Genomic DNA, 15,182 nt, shown 5'->3' on the forward strand with positions numbered 1-15,182 from the left:
CCCACAAAATGCGAAGAACCGTTTTTTATCCCCCTGCCATCCTCTTTCACCGCTTAATCACACGGCTGACCAGACTCGCAGAGTTATATCCCTCCCCGTTAATGACAATAAAGCCACTTAATACGCCTGCTATTTGCCAACCAGCTCACACTATTGCGCCCTAACTAATCACACAAATATCCATTCCATCACGGCAAATTCATCATCGACCTGGACGCTCAAATATGACTTTGCACGAACCAAACAAAAATAAGCAATTGATATTAAATGATTAAATTTATATTTACATCGAATTCGAACTTCGTGCCAAAACGAGATGGCGGTCACAGCCCATTCTTGCCAGCACAAAAATCCAGTAAACGGCACATTTGTCCGATTTCGACACCGCGCCAACGGGAGAACAATATCCAGGTCAAGTGTTCCCCCCATCATGCGGCTCGGCAACGGAGCCAGGAGAGTAATATGTTACCCACCATGACCAACGGCAGACTCATCTGCCTGGCGTTGAAGGCCACCAGCAAGGAGGCCCTGTTCGACGAGATGGCACAGATGCTGGCGCGCGATGGCGCCGTGTCTGATCAACAGCAATTCATCAAGGATATCTGGGCCCGCGAGCAGCTGGACTGCACCGGCTTCGAGCAGGGTGTCGCCCTGCCCCACGCCAAGAGCAAGGCGGTCAGCCGTCCGGCCATTGCCATCGGTGTCAGCCGTCAGGGTATCGAGTACGGCGCCGAAGATGGCAAGCCAACTCAACTGATTTTCATGATCGCCTCCCCGGATGGCGGCGCCAACCACCACATCGAAGTGCTGGCGGAGCTCTCAACCCGTCTGCTGGAGCCTGCTTTATCGATCAGATGAAGGCGGCCACCACTGTCGAGCAAGCCCTGACCCTGCTCAAGCAAGGCCCGAAAGTGGCAAAGCCTGCCCCTGCCGCCAAACCGGCTGCCACTGCACCGGCTGAACCCGAGGAGCGCACTTTCAAGGATCGCCTCAATACCATGAAGCAGCACCTGCTGTTTGGTACCTCCCACATGATCCCCTTCATCGTGGCGGGCGGTGTGCTGCTCTCCCTGTCGGTGATGATGAGCGGCAAGGGCGCCGTACCGGAAGCGGGCTTCCTCAAAGACATGGCCACCATGGGTATCGCCGGTCTGACCCTGTTTACCGCCGTGCTGGGTGGCTACATCGCCTACTCGCTGGCTGACAAACCGGGCCTGGCCCCGGGCATGATCGGCTCCTGGATTGCCGTTCAGCACTATCAAACCGGTTTCCTCGGCGCCATTCTGGTGGGCTTTATCGCAGGTTTCGTGGTCAATCAGCTCAAACGGATCAAGCTGCCTGACTCCATGACCTCCCTTGGTTCCATCTTCATCTATCCGCTGATCGGTACCTTCCTGGTGTGTGGCATCGTGATGTGGGGGATCGGCGCCCCGATCGCCGCCATGATGGAAGGGATGAACCACTGGCTCTCCAGCATGGCGGGCTCCGGTAAAGTGATGCTGGGTGCCATTCTGGGTGGTATGACCGCCTTCGATATGGGCGGCCCGGTCAACAAGGTTGCGACCCTGTTTGCCCAGACTCAGGTCAACACCCAGCCCTGGCTGATGGGCGGCGTTGGTATCGCCATCTGTGTGCCGCCGCTCGGTATGGCACTGGCCACCTTCATGTCTCCGAAGCGTTACAAGAAAGAGGAGCGTGAATCCGGTAAAGCGGCCGCCATCATGGGTATGATCGGTATCAGTGAAGGTGCTATCCCGTTCGCCGCTGCTGACCCCATGCGTGTTATCCCGGCCATCGTCGCAGGCGGCATCGTCGGCAACATCACCGGCTTTATGATGCACAGCATCAACCACGCCCCCTGGGGTGGCTGGATTGTCCTGCCGGTGGAGGAAGGCAAGATGGGCTACATCCTGGGTACCATCCTCGGCGCTCTGACCACCGCCATCATCGTCAACCTGCTGAAAAAGCCGGTGAGCGAAGAAGACGATGTAACCACCACCCAAACCAGCTTCGACGTCATTGAAGCGGAAGGGGAAGCAGACGTACTGGCCATCACTGCCTGCCCGTCCGGCGTGGCCCACACCTTCCTGGCCGCCAAGAGCCTGCAGAAGGCCGCCGCCAAGCAGGGGATCAAGATCAAGGTAGAGACCCAGGGCGCCAACGGCATCATCAACCGCATTACCGCCAAGGATGTCGCCAACGCCCGCTGCGTCATCTTCGCCCACGACGTGGCGATCAAGAACCGCGAGCGCTTCACCGATATCGAGGTCATCGATGTGAAGACCAAAGAGGCGATCCACAATCCGGAAGCGCTGCTGGCCCGCACGCTGGGCAACAAGGCAAACGCCGCCTGATAGCAGTCAAACCAGCACAAGGGGCCCATCGCGGGCCCCTTTTCGTTGCCTGCCGGGCAACTCATCATTAGGGAGCCCACTCCTGTTTACCTCAGAGTGCAACCTCACGCTGTTGTGGCCCATAGTTCAGATGTCAATGAGCAGATTGGCTACCTCCTCCGGCACGACTCTGCTATTATCCGCGGCCTTATGATCAAGACCCATACTGGCGTGACTGTAACGCCGCCATAACCCCGCCCTTTGCGGCACCTGCCGCCTGACTCTGGTTATCACAACCGGAGCGTTTTTGTTCATCCGTCACTTACCAATACAACAATCCGATCCTGCCAAAGCGCCATCTGCCCCCTTGGTCAGTGGATGCGTTGTGCAGTGGATCCCGAACAAGCGAGAAAATCCCCCCATGCTGGAACGTGCAAGACAAGAGTGGTTCTCCAACATCCGTGGTGACCTGTTAGCCGGCACAGTAGTGGCACTGGCGTTGATCCCGGAGGCCATCGCCTTCTCGATCATCGCCGGTGTCGACCCCAAGGTCGGCCTCTATGCCTCCTTCTGTATCGCCGTGGTTATCGCCTTTGTCGGCGGTCGCCCCGGCATGATCTCGGCCGCCACCGGCGCCATGGCGCTGCTGATGGTGACCCTGGTGAAAGAGCACGGCCTGCAATATCTGCTGGCGGCCACCCTGCTCACCGGGGTACTCCAGATCGCAGCGGGTTACCTGAAGCTCGGCAGCCTGATGCGGTTTGTCTCCCGCTCAGTGGTCACCGGCTTCGTCAACGCCCTGGCGATCCTCATCTTTATGGCCCAGTTGCCTGAGCTCACCAACGTCACCTGGCTGGTCTACGCCATGACGGCGGCGGGCCTTGGCATCATCTATCTGTTCCCGCTGATCCCGGTGGTGGGCAAGCTGGTGCCTTCTCCGCTGCTCTGCATCGTGATCCTGACGGCCGTCGCCATCACCATGGGCATCGATATCCGCACCGTGGGCGACATGGGCGAACTGCCCGATACCCTGCCCATCTTCCTGTGGCCCGAAGTGCCGCTCAATCTGGAGACGCTGGCGATCATCTTCCCCTATTCCGCAGGTCTGGCCGTAGTGGGCTTGCTCGAATCAATGATGACGGCGGCCATTGTCGATGACCTGACCGATACCCAGAGCGATCGCAATCGCGAGTGCAAGGGCCAGGGGATCGCCAATATCGGCGCGGGCCTGATGGGTGGCATGGCGGGCTGCGCCATGATTGGTCAGTCCATCATCAACATCAAATCCGGTGGCCGTGGCCGCCTCTCCACCTTTGTTGCAGGCACACTGCTCATTCTGATGGTGGTCTTCATGGATGAGTGGATCCGCCAGATCCCCATGGCAGCCCTGGTGGCCGTGATGATCATGGTCTCTATCGGGACGTTTTCCTGGGAGTCGGTTCGCAATCTCAAAAAGCACCCGCTCTCTACCAATATCGTGATGATCGCAACAGTAGCTGTGGTCGTCGCTACCCATAACCTGGCGCTCGGGGTATTTGTCGGGGTGCTGCTCGCCTCCCTGTTCTTTGCCAACAAGGTTGCCCGCTTCATGCTGGTCAAGCGCGACAGCGAGCGCCATGGCGAGGTACGCACCTATCAGGTGCGGGGCCAGGTGTTCTTCGCCAGTGCCGAGCAATTCTTTGCCGGATTTGACTTCAAGGAGGTGGTAGAGAAAGTGGTGATCGACCTCACCCACGCCCACTTCTGGGACATCACCGCCGTCACCGCACTGGACAAGGTGGTCATCAAGTTCCGCCGTGAGGGCACCGAAGTCGAGCTGATTGGCTTGAATGAGGCGAGCGCCACTATCGTTGACCGCTTTGGCGTGCACGACAAACCGGAAGAAGTTGAAAAGCTGCTGGCTGGCCACTGATCACAAAAAGGAATTTATCATGACAAACATTTTCGCCTGTATCGATGGCTCCCCGGCCATGACAGCGGTGTGCGATGCGGCGGCATGGGCTGCTACCAACACCGGGTTACCCGTCACCCTGCTGCACGTACTGGAAAAGAACGCGTTTGCAGGGCAAGCCGATCTCTCCGGCAATATTGGACTTGGCAGTCGCGAGCAGCTGCTCGAGGAGCTCGCCGAGCTGGATCATCGCCGCAGCCGTCTGGCCCAGGAGCAGGGACGGATGCTACTCGAGAGCGGCAAAGAGTATCTTGCTGGCTTCGGGATGTCAGAGGTCGATACCCTGCAACGCCACGGCCAGCTGGTCGAGACAACCCAGGCGCTCTCATCCGGTATGCGGATGTTGATCATGGGCAAGCAGGGCATGACCCATGCCCACGAGCTGATTGGCAGCCATCTCGAGAACGTCATCCGCTCCCTGACCAACCCCATCATGGTGGTGCAGCCGGGCTTTCAGGCCCCAAGCCGCTTCCTGTTTGCCTATGACGCCAGCCCGACCGCCAAGAAGGTGCTGGAGTTGATCGCAAGCAGTCCTCTGCTCAAGGGGCTTGAGTGTGAGCTGGTGATGGTCGGCGAACCGGGTGACGAACACACACGCCAGCTGGCAGAGGCCAAGCAGGTGTTGAAAAGTGCGGGCATCAAAGTAACCACCAGACTGCTGCAAGGGGATGTGGTGCCCGTTATCTGCCAGCATGCCACCGAAGTGGGCTGCGACCTTATCGTGATGGGGGCCTATGGCCACTCACGCATTCGACAGTTCATCGTGGGGAGCACCACCACGGGGATACTGAAAACCAGCCATACCTCTCTGCTATTGCTGAGATAGCGATCATTCAAGGGGCCCATCGCGGGCCCCTTTTCGTTGCCTGCCGAGCAACCGCATATCATCCCACCAACCAAGCCACTGATTTAAAACATATTAACCTGTCACATCACGGATCTTGGCGAGCCGTCACAGAACGGTGACGTGTAAAAAAACAGCAATTGAAGCGCTGGTCAGATCTCATGTCAAATGGCTCCGCCTACTAAACTGGAGCATCACAAAAATGATAAAAATCAATAAATTGGTTCTGGCTGTTACCCTCACCTTCGGTGCTACCCCGCTCTTTGCCGCGGGCTTTGCCTGCGGCGAACATGTGCGCTTCGGCACACCTTCCGACTCGGATCAGCAGCTCTGCCGTGTTGGCTATGCGGCGGGTTACAACTATGACCACAAGGTGTCTGAGTGGGTCTCCTACCGGATGACCACCCAAAGCGCGCAGGGCAAGGTCAAACGCAAGGATGCCTTCGCCGAAGACAAGGAGGTACCGGTCGCCTACCGCGCGACGCTCTCCGATTACAAAGGCTCGGGCTACGACCGTGGCCATCAGGCGCCTGCCGCAGACATGGCCGCCAGCGACATCACCATGAAGCAGAGTTTCCTGCTGACCAACATGACCCCTCAGTTACCCGCCCTTAACCAGAAGGCGTGGCGTATTCTGGAGGAAAAGACCCGCCAATGGGCCATCGCACGCCAGGATGTACAGGTGATCACCGGCCCCATCTTTACCGGCTCTGAAGAGTCCATCGGTCAGGGGGTGACGATCCCGAGTGCCTACTACCGAATCGTGATGGATCCGGCCAGACTGCAGGCCATCGCCTTTATCATGCCGCAAGCAGATATTCCTACCAGCCAGATCCCCAATTACCGGGTATCGGTACGCGAGGTAGAAGAGCAAACCCAGCTCAACTTCTTCAGCAACATGCCCGAAGAGCAGCAAGAGACGCTGGAAACCCGCATCTCCGCGATGTGGAACTGACTGCGAACAACTCATCCGCAGATGGATTGACACCCCCAGCTCTCTTGCATCGCGATAGAGGGAGGGCCCGCGCCCCTCACAGCAGGGGGAGTTACGCTCCCCCTGTCCCTTTCAGATGGCTGCTGACCCGTTGCGGCCACTTTTGCGGCCACTAGTGTGGCATCACCCGACGACCCGCCCCGACTCACAGTTTGCCGCACCGTTAACTGGTATATTGCCCCCTCTTTGGCACTAACAGACTGAATTGACGCACATTTGCCTCGTCGCATCGGCCCGCAAGCCGCTGCGCAACGGCGCGATTCAGCCCGACAGAGGACCTTTTGATGAAACAGACCCTTCTTGCCCTCACCCTCGGCGGCCTGCTGGCGTTCTCACCCCTCGCCCTGCAAGCGGCCGATAGCTCGATGCAAATGGAGCACGACCTCAATACCCTGGTCAGCAAGCGCCAGGCGGTGGACATGCTGCTCGGCGAAGCGCTGCAGATCTACAAGTCGCCAGCCAAGATCTCCCACGCCGGTTTTACCGCCAAGATGCCGAGCAATATGGAGCTGGTGACCGAGCAGCTGCTGGCCGCCTACCAGCTTGAACCCTACCGCACCGACCTGCTCATCTCGGCAGCCAACGCCCAGATCTACAACAGCAACCTGAGCCGCGCCATCACCTTGCTGGAGCAGGCGCAGGCGGTGGCGCCCGATGATCTCGACATCAACAGCTATCTCGCCATCTGGCAGTTGGTGAAGGGTAACAAAGTGGCTTCCCGCAGCTATCTGGCGAAAGTGGCGGATCGCAACAGCGGCCGCGCCGCGGATCTGGAGGAGATCATCGCCCGGGTGCAGCGGATCACCACCGCCCCGCTGCAGACCGAACTGACCGAGGATCAGGTCAAGGCCAGCAAGGAGGGTAAACGCGCTATCGTCACCCTGGGCTATGCCCTCAATCCCGACGGCAGCATGGACAAGATCCTGCTGGGCCGCCTGCAAACCACTCTGACGCTGGCCAAAGCCGACCCGGAAGCGCTGCTCATCCTGACCGGCGGCGTGCCCCAGAACCGCCAGACCGAGGGCAAGCTAATGGCAGACTGGCTGGCCAACCACGGCATCGACCGCAGCCGCCTGATTGAAGAGAACTACGCCACCAGCACGGTGGATAACGCCCTCTACAGCGCCTATGCCCTCGCCCGCCACCAGATTGACTATGCGGTGCTGGTGAGCTCTGCCAGCCATGTCCGCCGCGGTCAGGCGTTGCTGGAAATCGCCTGCGACCAGATTGGCCCGGCCAACATCAAGGTGGCGAGCATCAGCTACCCCGACAAGCCCCTCGAGGAGCTGGCCACCCCGAGCGAGAGCGAGCTGCTCGGCATCTATCGCGATGCCCTGCGCACCTACGGCATGTGGAGCTACCGCTCCGCCCCGCTGATCGAGCGTTGATCGACCATCAACACGAAAAAGAGAGGGAGGCGTGATGCCTCCCTCTTCTGTTTGTACGTTTCACCGCACCTGTCAGCTGACGCTAAAGCCCTGTGAGGGGCCCGCTTTGGGATCGTCACCGAAGCGGTTTGGCCCCTGCTGGCCATTGCAGACCATAAAGTAGATAAGTACCAGGGTGCCGATAACGGGGATAAGCCCGAGCAGCAGCCACCAAGCGCTGCGGTCGGTATCGTGCAGACGACGGGCCGCCACCGCCAGCGATGGCAGCAGCACCGCCAGCGAATAGATGGCGCTGATCAGCTCCTTGTCGCCGCCAATCAGCTTGTCCACCATGCCCAGCAACAGTATTACGATGACGTTGCACAGCACGAACATCCAGTATTCGGTGCGACGGGCCCGCCCGCTGAATACCGCATATTGCTTGAGGACCGAGATATACCAATTCATTGCGCCTCCAAAGTGGCTGTTACGCCTATGAATAAAAAGAGTGTCAATAAGGCAAGATGTCTAGAGCTTAGCGCGATCATCTCGCCGCATCGACGTAGATTCTCGTTCCCTCGGCCATCTATCACAGGCCGCTCGGCAAGAAGCTGGGTATCCCCTTGAACAGGCACTCATAGCCAACGGGCCTCCACTGGAGGCCCGTTGGCTATTGATAAACCACGTTTTGGTGCTTATCCCTTGCGGGATTTGGGCCCCGGCAGTGGCGCCGTTGGCTGGCGGTAATCGCCATAGGGGAAGATATTGCGAAACCGCTGGGCTACCGGTTCGGGGATGGAGCGGGAGAAGATCAGCTTGACGCCATCGCCATCACGCTGCCCCACGATGCGACCGCGCACCGTGTCGTGGCGCAGGATCTGCTTGGCATGCTCAATAAAGGCGGGTGACACCTTGCCCTGCTTGACCACCACCTTGCCGGGGGCAAGGCGGATTTCGAACAGGGCACCACGCCCCAGCTTCATCAACCACCAGATCAGGGCTATCGCCACTATCAAGGAAATCCAGGCCATCTTCATCCCTCCCAAGCTCTTGATATAAGGCAGTATAAGCGGTCGTGCGTTCCGATTGTTTGGCGTCGATCACAGCCCCCGCGTCAGCGCAATAGCGCCTCTTTGCTCAGCAATCCTTGCCCCAGCCCACCAGCGTCTCGCGATAGAGCGCCAGCAAGGCTTCATCGCGCACCGCCACCCCGACCTGCTGCGGACGATAGGCTGCCCAATCATCGTGGGAGTGGCGCTTGCCATCGAACTTTTGCAGGGTGTGGCCGATGGCCGGGCCGCTGGTGATCACCCGTACCGGCCCCTCGCGCAGGGTAAAGAGGGTCGGATCGATCACATAGGCGATGGCGGACGGATCGTGCACATGGCAACCGGAGAGCCCCAGCTTCTCGGAGTAAAAACGCAGGTAGAAGCGGCTCACATCCCACAGGAAGCGGCCCGGCTCCCCCGCCTTATCCCTGAGCTCATCCAGATAGGCGCTGCTGAAGAAGCTCTGCTGGGTCACATCCAGCCCGATGATCACCACCGGCCAGTCGGCGGTAAAGACCCGGTCAGCGGCATCGGGATCGTCGTGGATATTGGCCTCGGCATAGGGGGTGACGTTGCCGCGATGGCCGTTGACGCCAAAGGCGCCCCCCATCACCACCACCTGTTTCACCAGCGAGACAATCTCGGGCGCCTGCTGCAACGCCTGCGCCAGATTGGTAAGTGGGCCGATAGTGACGAGGGTGATCTCCCCCGGCGCGGCTTTCACCGCCTCGACAATATATTGCCAAGCGGGGCGGGGATCCGGAGCGATAGTCACCTCTCCCGCCTCCATGTCGCCAAAGCCGCTCGGGCCGTGGACTATGGTGGTGGGGCCGACCGGCTCGCGCAGCAGCGGGGCGGCAGCACCTTTGGCCACATCCGCCTTCATGCCGTACTTCTGCTTGAGCCAGAGGGCGTTGCGGGTGCCATTGTCGATGGTGGCGTTACCAAAAACAGTGGTGATGGCGAGCAGCTCGATGGCGGGGTGGGCCTCGGCAAACAGGATGGCCATGGCATCGTCGATACCCGGGTCGGTATCCAGAATGATTTTATGGGTCATGAGAAATTCCTATGGTGACAAACCCTGCGACAAAGGGGAGAGTCTACCCGGCTGGCGCCCCCGTATCCGGGCATGGGATCACAGAGCGGGCCTTTGCTCCCGGCAAGACACACGGCTGGCGACAATCTGCACAAGAAACGGCGCGGCCCTGTTGCCAGCGCCGCGCCCTTATATCGTTATATCGTTGTTCGTTATCTGCTGTCTGGCACCGATCTGCCTGGCCGTATCCTCAGTGCTTGCGATGCCAGCGCGGTGAGGTCGCCTTCTCCCCCCAGGGGGTGACGCAGGGGAGCTGCGCCCCTTCAATCACCACCTCACTGCCCGCCAGCGCCTCGGCAATTCTCTGATGCAACACTCGCAGCACCTTGCCCTCATGCTCGGCAAGGGAATGGCCCGCAGCAAAAAACTCCGGCTGATATTGCAGTGCCAGCTTCTGGGCAAACTCATAGGTGTTGAAGCAATCCGGCATCCGCTCAACCACATCTTCAAGCCGGGCCAACAAGCTGTTCAGTTCCTTGGTCATAAAGCTCTCTCCGTGCAAGTTAACACCCCAAAACTACCTCTTATTGGATAATCAACCAACATAAAAACCACCATTCTGTGGTGATAGACACAGTTATCTCTGGCAGCCAGGACACTGTTTCGGGGTAAAAGATTGCCACCTTTACAATTTAGCAACAAGCAACTAGAGTTTGACCGACTAATCGGTCGGTCATTTTTAGCGCGGAGAAGATCATGGGTGTTGCACCGTATCAACAAAATTCTGATGAGGTTCTCGCCACCAAGCTGGCCCTGCCTGACCAGCTGGCCAGACTAAAACGAGCCTGTCTGGCTCATCCCATGCCCACCCTGGCCGAGCGCCGGGCGCAGCTGACCAAACTCAAACAGGCATTGCTCGCCCACAAGGGACAACTGTGCAAAGCGCTGGCGGCAGATTATGGCCAGCGCAGTCACTACGACAGCCTGATCGCCGATGTGCTGCCCTGCATCATGCAGATCAACTACACCCAGAAGCGGCTCAAGCGCTGGATGCAGCCTCACCGCCGCCACACCGGCCTGCTGCTGGCCCCCGCCAAAGTAGAGGTGCACTTCCAGCCACTGGGGGTTGTCGGCATTATCGTGCCGTGGAACTTTCCGGTGATGCTGAGCCTTGGCCCCCTCATCACTGCCATTGCGGCGGGCAACCGGGCGATGCTGAAACTCTCCGAGTTCACCCCCCATACCAATGCCGTGTTGCGCACCCTGCTCACCAGCGTGCTTGACGAAAACGAGATCGCCATCATCGAGGGAGATGCCCAGATGGCGGCAGCGTTCAGCTCGCTGCCGTTTGATCACCTGCTCTTTACCGGCTCCACCATGGTGGGCAAGCTGGTGATGGCTGCCGCCGCGCCCCAGCTCACCCCCCTCACCCTTGAGCTGGGCGGCAAAAGCCCCTGTCTCATCGCCCCCGACATGCCGGTTGCCACCGCGGTCGAGCGGATGATCTTCGGCAAGAGCCTCAACGCCGGCCAGATCTGCGTCGCCCCCGACTATGTACTGCTGCCCCGAGGCGAGGTGGATAACTTTATCGCCGCCTATCGCAGCCACTTCAGCAAGCTCTACCCGCAGGGGCTCAATAGTGCCGACTACGGCGCCATCATCAACGACCGCCAGTATCAGCGCCTCGTCAGCTGGCTCGATGAAGCCGAGCAGGCCGGTGCCGAGCTGCATCCTTGCGCCAGCCCGGCGCGGGATGATCAGCGCCGCCTGCTGGCGCCCCACCTGCTGACCGGAGTACCGGGCCAGTGTCAGGTGATGCAGCAGGAGATCTTTGGCCCGCTGCTGCCGCTCATCCCCTACGACACCCTGGAGGAGGCGCTCACCTATGTGGCCGAGCGGCCCCGCCCGCTGGCCCTCTATCTGATGAGCTTCGACCCCGAGCTGCAGACGCGAGTGACCCGGGAGACCCACTCCGGCGGCATGGCGATCAACGAGAGCCTGTTTCAGGTGGCTGCCGACGATGTGCCGTTTGGCGGCATCGGCGCCTCCGGCATGGGCCACTACCACGGCCACGAAGGGTTTCTTACCTTCTCCAAGGCGAAAACCGTGCTGACCCGCGGCAAGTTCACCACCGGCTCCCTGATCCATCCGCCCTACCACAGCTGGATCCAGAAGCTGATGATGGCCTTCTTCCTGCGCTGATGGAGATGACCATGAACCAGGCTATCCCGCAGCCACAAAACATGACCGACAAGCGCCGCCAGATCCTGGATGCCGCCCTCGCCCTCTGCGCCGAAGATGGCTTGCAGGGGGCTGCCACCGCCCGTATCGCCAAGGCGGCCGGGGTAGCCAACGGTACTCTGTTCCACCACTTTCCGAGCAAGGAGGCGCTGATCCTCGCCCTCTATCAGGATGTAAAGACCCGGATGGGGAGCGCCATCCATGAAGCAGATCCCACCCTGCCGCTGTACGACCAGACCCGCCACTACTGGCAGCTGGCGATGGAGTGGATGCAGGCTAACCCCAATGAGCTCAAATTTGTGCTGGATTTCTTTCACTCTCCGCTGCTGGCCAGACCGGCCCGCAGCCAGATCCTGAACGATGCCCTGCGCTTTCTGCCTGCCCTGCTGGCAAAGGGGCAGGCCAGCGGCGAGCTGATACAGGCCCCCGCGCCACTGTTGCTGGAGGTGTGTCAGGGCCAGTTCCTCGCCTGCGCATCACTGTTTGTCGATCAACCGGAGCTGGGAGAGGACGACTACTGGCAAGCCAGTGCGTTCGCCCTCTTCTGGTCAGCCATCTCAGGAGCCAATCCTCATGCAAACACGGATGTTTGAACCTGCGGCAGCCCTTGGCCGCCGCCTCTGGATCACCACTCTGCTCTGGGTGGTGGGTCGTACCCTCTGCCGCGCCGCCCGCACCGACGAGGCGGTACGCCGCGAATTGGCGCCGTTGCCGGACGGGTTGGCAATCCGCCTCGAAGTGGGCGGCATCGGCTATGCCATGAACATGCACAAGCAGGGTGGGCGCTGGTATCCCGGCGCGCCGGCCGCCCCTCATGCCACCATCCATCCGCTACGGGTGCGCTTCAAGCATCCCAATATCGCCTTTCGCGCCCTGAGTTTTCGGCTCGGGGTCAATCAGGCATTTGGCGAAAACCGGCTGCTGGTGGAGGGAGACCTGACCGTTGCCATGCATCTGGTGCGGGGGCTTGAGCAGTTGCAGTCCCTGATCCTGCCCGCTTTTATCGCGCGGCCGCTGCTGCGCCACTATCCCGCCCCGACCAACAAGATCGGCCGGGCCTGCAACATCTATCTGGGTCTGGTGACCGGCTAACGCGCAAGGAGCCTTGAAATGAGCCGCTATTACGATTTCTTCTGCCCGGTCAAACTGCTGGCCGGTGAACAGGCGCTGGAGCAGCTGGCCAGCGAGCTGGCCAGTCTGGGTGCCCGTCGCCCGCTGCTGCTGACCGACAAGGGGGTCAATGCCACCGGCCTTGCCACCCTGCTGGCCAATGTGCTGGCCGAAGGGGAGCTGCCGGTCGCCGCCATCTGGGACGAGATCCCGGCCGACTCTTCCACCGCCGTGGTGGAGCGGATCGCCAAACGCTATCGCGAGCTCGACTGCGACAGTCTGGTGGCGCTGGGGGGCGGCTCGGTCATCGACACCGCCAAGGCGGTCAACATTCTCACTTCCATGGGGGGGGATCATCTGCTCGACTACTCGGGCGCCGGTTGCCTGACCCGTCCCCTCAAGCCGCTGGCGGTGGTTCCCACCACGGCGGGCACAGGCTCAGAAGTGACGCTGGTGGCGGTGATAAAGGATGAGGCGAGCGGGCGCAAGGTGCCCTTCACCTCCCCCTTCCTGCTGCCCCAGCTGGCGGTGCTCGACCCGCGCCTGACCCAGGGACTGCCCCTCAATATCACCGCCGCTACCGCCATGGACGCCATGACCCACGCCATCGAGGCCTTTATCGGCACAGCGAAAAACCCAGTGAGCGATGCGCTGGCCCTGATGGCGGTGGAGAAGATCGCCAGCGCCCTGCCGCAAATCATCCACGACCCGCAAAACAAACAGCTGCGGCTGCAACTGGCGGAAGGCTCCACGCTGGCTGGCATGGCTTTTTCCAACTCCATGGTGGGGCTGGTGCACGCCCTCGGCCACAGTCTGGGAGCCCGCTGCCATCTGCCCCATGGGCTGTGCATGAACCTCTTTTTGCCCACCGTGCTCGACTACAACCGCCCCGAGGTGGATAGCGAGCTGGCCCGGCTGCTGTTGCCGCTGGTGGGGGCAGAGCGCTTTGCCGCCACCCCGACCCATCAGCGGGCGGAGGCGACCATCACAGCCATTCGCACCCTGCGCGACACCTTGTGGCAAGCGGTCAAGCTGCCGCGCACCATGAGCGAGGCAGGGGTAAGCGATCGCTCGCTACTGACCGAGATCCGCGATCTGGCGATCAACGACGGTGCCCTGCTGTTCAATCGCAAGGATGCCGACCGTGAGCAGTTACTTACCCTGCTGGAGCGGGCCTGGGTCTGATCCCTCCCCTTTGCCAACACTCTTGTGCTGACACTAACGCGGTGCCCGACTCACCATCGGGCACCTTGATCTGCATCGCGATATTGATGCGCCCTCTGTCAAAGGGGGATGATATTGACCACGGGCTCTCATTATCTGTTCTATACCTTGGCTAACAGTTATGTTGTGCCGAGAGACCCAACTTTATGCCAGAGGTGCCCACCATGAGCGACATCATCCATCAGGCCAACCAGCAGCAGTTCATCTGTATGGTGGAGGGGAAAGAGTCGAGACTGCGCTACCGACGGCTCGATGCCAAGACCATCGATGCCTACAGCACCTTCGTACCGCCCGAGCTGCGGGTGCAGGGGATTGCCGATCAGCTGGCACGCGCCTTCTTCAACTGGACTCAGGCGGAGGGGCTCACTATAGTGCCGAGCTGCCGCTACATTGATGTCTGGTTACGCCGCAATGCCAACAACTGAACCTCTGAACTCCGCCCTCGAACAGCAATTCCAAGCCAAAACAGAAGCCCTGCTGCGGGCCGATCCGCAGCGGATGGCCTGCCTGCAAGCCGCGGCCGAGCTCAATCTGCCCGACTGGGCGCTGGGGGCCGGTTTTATCCGCAACCTCATCTGGGATCACCTTCACCACAAGGCGGTGCCCACCCCGCTCAACGATATCGACCTTATCTATCTCGATAAAACCGATCCGCAAGGGCTGGCCGAAGCGGAGCACGAAGCTTGGCTCGCCAAACGCCTGCCCAGCCAGCAGTGGGAGGTGCGCAATCAGGCCCGCATGCACACTCGCCAGCTGGTGGCGCCATTTGCCAGCAGCCTTGAGGCGCTGAGCCACTGGGTCGAAGTGCCCACCTGCATCGGCGTGCGTCTCACCCGAGATGGTGAGTTCGAGTGGCTTGCCCCCTACGGCTTTGCCATCAACTGGTCGCTGCAAGTGAGTGCCAACCCCAGATGTCGCCAGGACAAACAGATTTTTACCCAGCGCATCAAGGAGAAACGCTGGCAGGCTATCTGGCCTGACCTTCAGGTAAACTGGCCATAACCTGATTGCAATCTTTCGATAACCTTGGGCA

General features: G+C 60.3%; 14 protein-coding genes and 1 pseudogene. 11 read left to right on the top strand and 4 right to left on the bottom strand.

Annotated features, from left to right (window positions below; genetic code table 11):
* The first annotated feature begins 462 nt into the window (after positions 1-462).
* The 5 genes and pseudogenes from BN1117_RS02830 (at position 463) to BN1117_RS02850 (ending at position 7,510) form a co-directional block, all read left to right on the top strand.
* A pseudogene (locus BN1117_RS02830) lies at positions 463-2,354 on the top strand (PTS fructose transporter subunit EIIC).
* Between the two features lie 400 nt (positions 2,355-2,754).
* On the top strand, positions 2,755-4,245 hold the full coding sequence (locus tag BN1117_RS02835) for a SulP family inorganic anion transporter (protein ID WP_040094751.1): 1,491 nt from the start codon (positions 2,755-2,757) through the stop codon (positions 4,243-4,245).
* Positions 4,246-4,264: 19 nt separating this feature from the next.
* A complete protein-coding gene (locus BN1117_RS02840) occupies positions 4,265-5,110 on the top strand; it encodes a universal stress protein (RefSeq protein ID WP_040094849.1) in 846 nt (281 codons plus the stop codon).
* Positions 5,111-5,330: 220 nt separating this feature from the next.
* Positions 5,331-6,083 (top strand): DNA/RNA non-specific endonuclease, encoded by a 753-nt coding sequence (locus BN1117_RS02845; protein ID WP_040094752.1) that lies wholly within the window; start codon positions 5,331-5,333, stop codon positions 6,081-6,083.
* 323 nt (positions 6,084-6,406) lie between these two features.
* Entirely contained in the window at positions 6,407-7,510 is a 1,104-nt protein-coding gene (locus BN1117_RS02850; protein ID WP_040094753.1) for a YdcF family protein, read from the top strand.
* 72 nt (positions 7,511-7,582) lie between these two features.
* On the opposite strand, the gene BN1117_RS02855 is transcribed toward BN1117_RS02850, so the two are convergent.
* The 4 genes from BN1117_RS02855 to BN1117_RS02870 form a co-directional block, all read right to left on the bottom strand.
* Complete coding sequence (locus tag BN1117_RS02855; protein ID WP_040094754.1) at positions 7,583-7,957, bottom strand: DUF805 domain-containing protein; 375 nt, start codon at positions 7,955-7,957, stop codon at positions 7,583-7,585.
* Positions 7,958-8,184: 227 nt separating this feature from the next.
* Complete coding sequence (locus BN1117_RS02860; RefSeq protein ID WP_005353195.1) at positions 8,185-8,520, bottom strand: DUF3634 family protein; 336 nt, start codon at positions 8,518-8,520, stop codon at positions 8,185-8,187.
* A gap of 106 nt (positions 8,521-8,626) precedes the next feature.
* Entirely contained in the window at positions 8,627-9,595 is a 969-nt protein-coding gene (locus tag BN1117_RS02865) for a nucleoside hydrolase (RefSeq protein WP_040094755.1), read from the bottom strand.
* 229 nt (positions 9,596-9,824) lie between these two features.
* Positions 9,825-10,118 carry a hypothetical protein gene (locus tag BN1117_RS02870; RefSeq protein WP_040094756.1) on the bottom strand — a complete coding sequence of 98 codons (294 nt, stop codon included), beginning with the start codon at positions 10,116-10,118 and terminating at the stop codon, positions 9,825-9,827.
* A gap of 212 nt (positions 10,119-10,330) precedes the next feature.
* On the opposite strand from BN1117_RS02870, the gene BN1117_RS02875 reads away from it, so the two are divergent.
* The 6 genes from BN1117_RS02875 to BN1117_RS02900 all read left to right on the top strand — a co-directional run bounded on the left by BN1117_RS02875 (position 10,331) and on the right by BN1117_RS02900 (position 15,151).
* Positions 10,331-11,776: a coniferyl aldehyde dehydrogenase gene (locus BN1117_RS02875; protein WP_040094757.1), complete on the top strand. Its 1,446-nt coding sequence runs from the start codon at positions 10,331-10,333 to the stop codon at positions 11,774-11,776.
* An 11-nt stretch (positions 11,777-11,787) separates the two neighbouring features.
* Positions 11,788-12,408 (top strand): TetR/AcrR family transcriptional regulator, encoded by a 621-nt coding sequence (locus tag BN1117_RS02880; protein WP_040094850.1) that lies wholly within the window; start codon positions 11,788-11,790, stop codon positions 12,406-12,408.
* Positions 12,389-12,907, top strand: a complete 519-nt coding sequence (locus BN1117_RS02885; RefSeq protein WP_040094758.1) for a hypothetical protein — start codon at positions 12,389-12,391, stop codon at positions 12,905-12,907. The genes BN1117_RS02880 and BN1117_RS02885 overlap by 20 nt, the downstream gene beginning before the upstream one ends.
* Positions 12,908-12,925: 18 nt before the next feature.
* Positions 12,926-14,110, top strand: coding sequence for an iron-containing alcohol dehydrogenase (locus BN1117_RS02890; protein WP_040094759.1), 1,185 nt, complete (start codon positions 12,926-12,928; stop codon positions 14,108-14,110).
* Between the two features lie 203 nt (positions 14,111-14,313).
* A complete protein-coding gene (locus tag BN1117_RS02895; protein WP_005337747.1) occupies positions 14,314-14,574 on the top strand; it encodes a GNAT family N-acetyltransferase in 261 nt (86 codons plus the stop codon).
* On the top strand, positions 14,561-15,151 hold the full coding sequence (locus tag BN1117_RS02900; protein ID WP_040094760.1) for a nucleotidyltransferase family protein: 591 nt from the start codon (positions 14,561-14,563) through the stop codon (positions 15,149-15,151). Before BN1117_RS02895 ends, BN1117_RS02900 begins: the two co-directional genes overlap by 14 nt.
* Positions 15,152-15,182: the final 31 nt, after the last annotated feature.

Source organism: Aeromonas australiensis (assembly GCF_000819725.1).
Lineage (GTDB): Bacteria > Pseudomonadota > Gammaproteobacteria > Enterobacterales > Aeromonadaceae > Aeromonas > Aeromonas australiensis.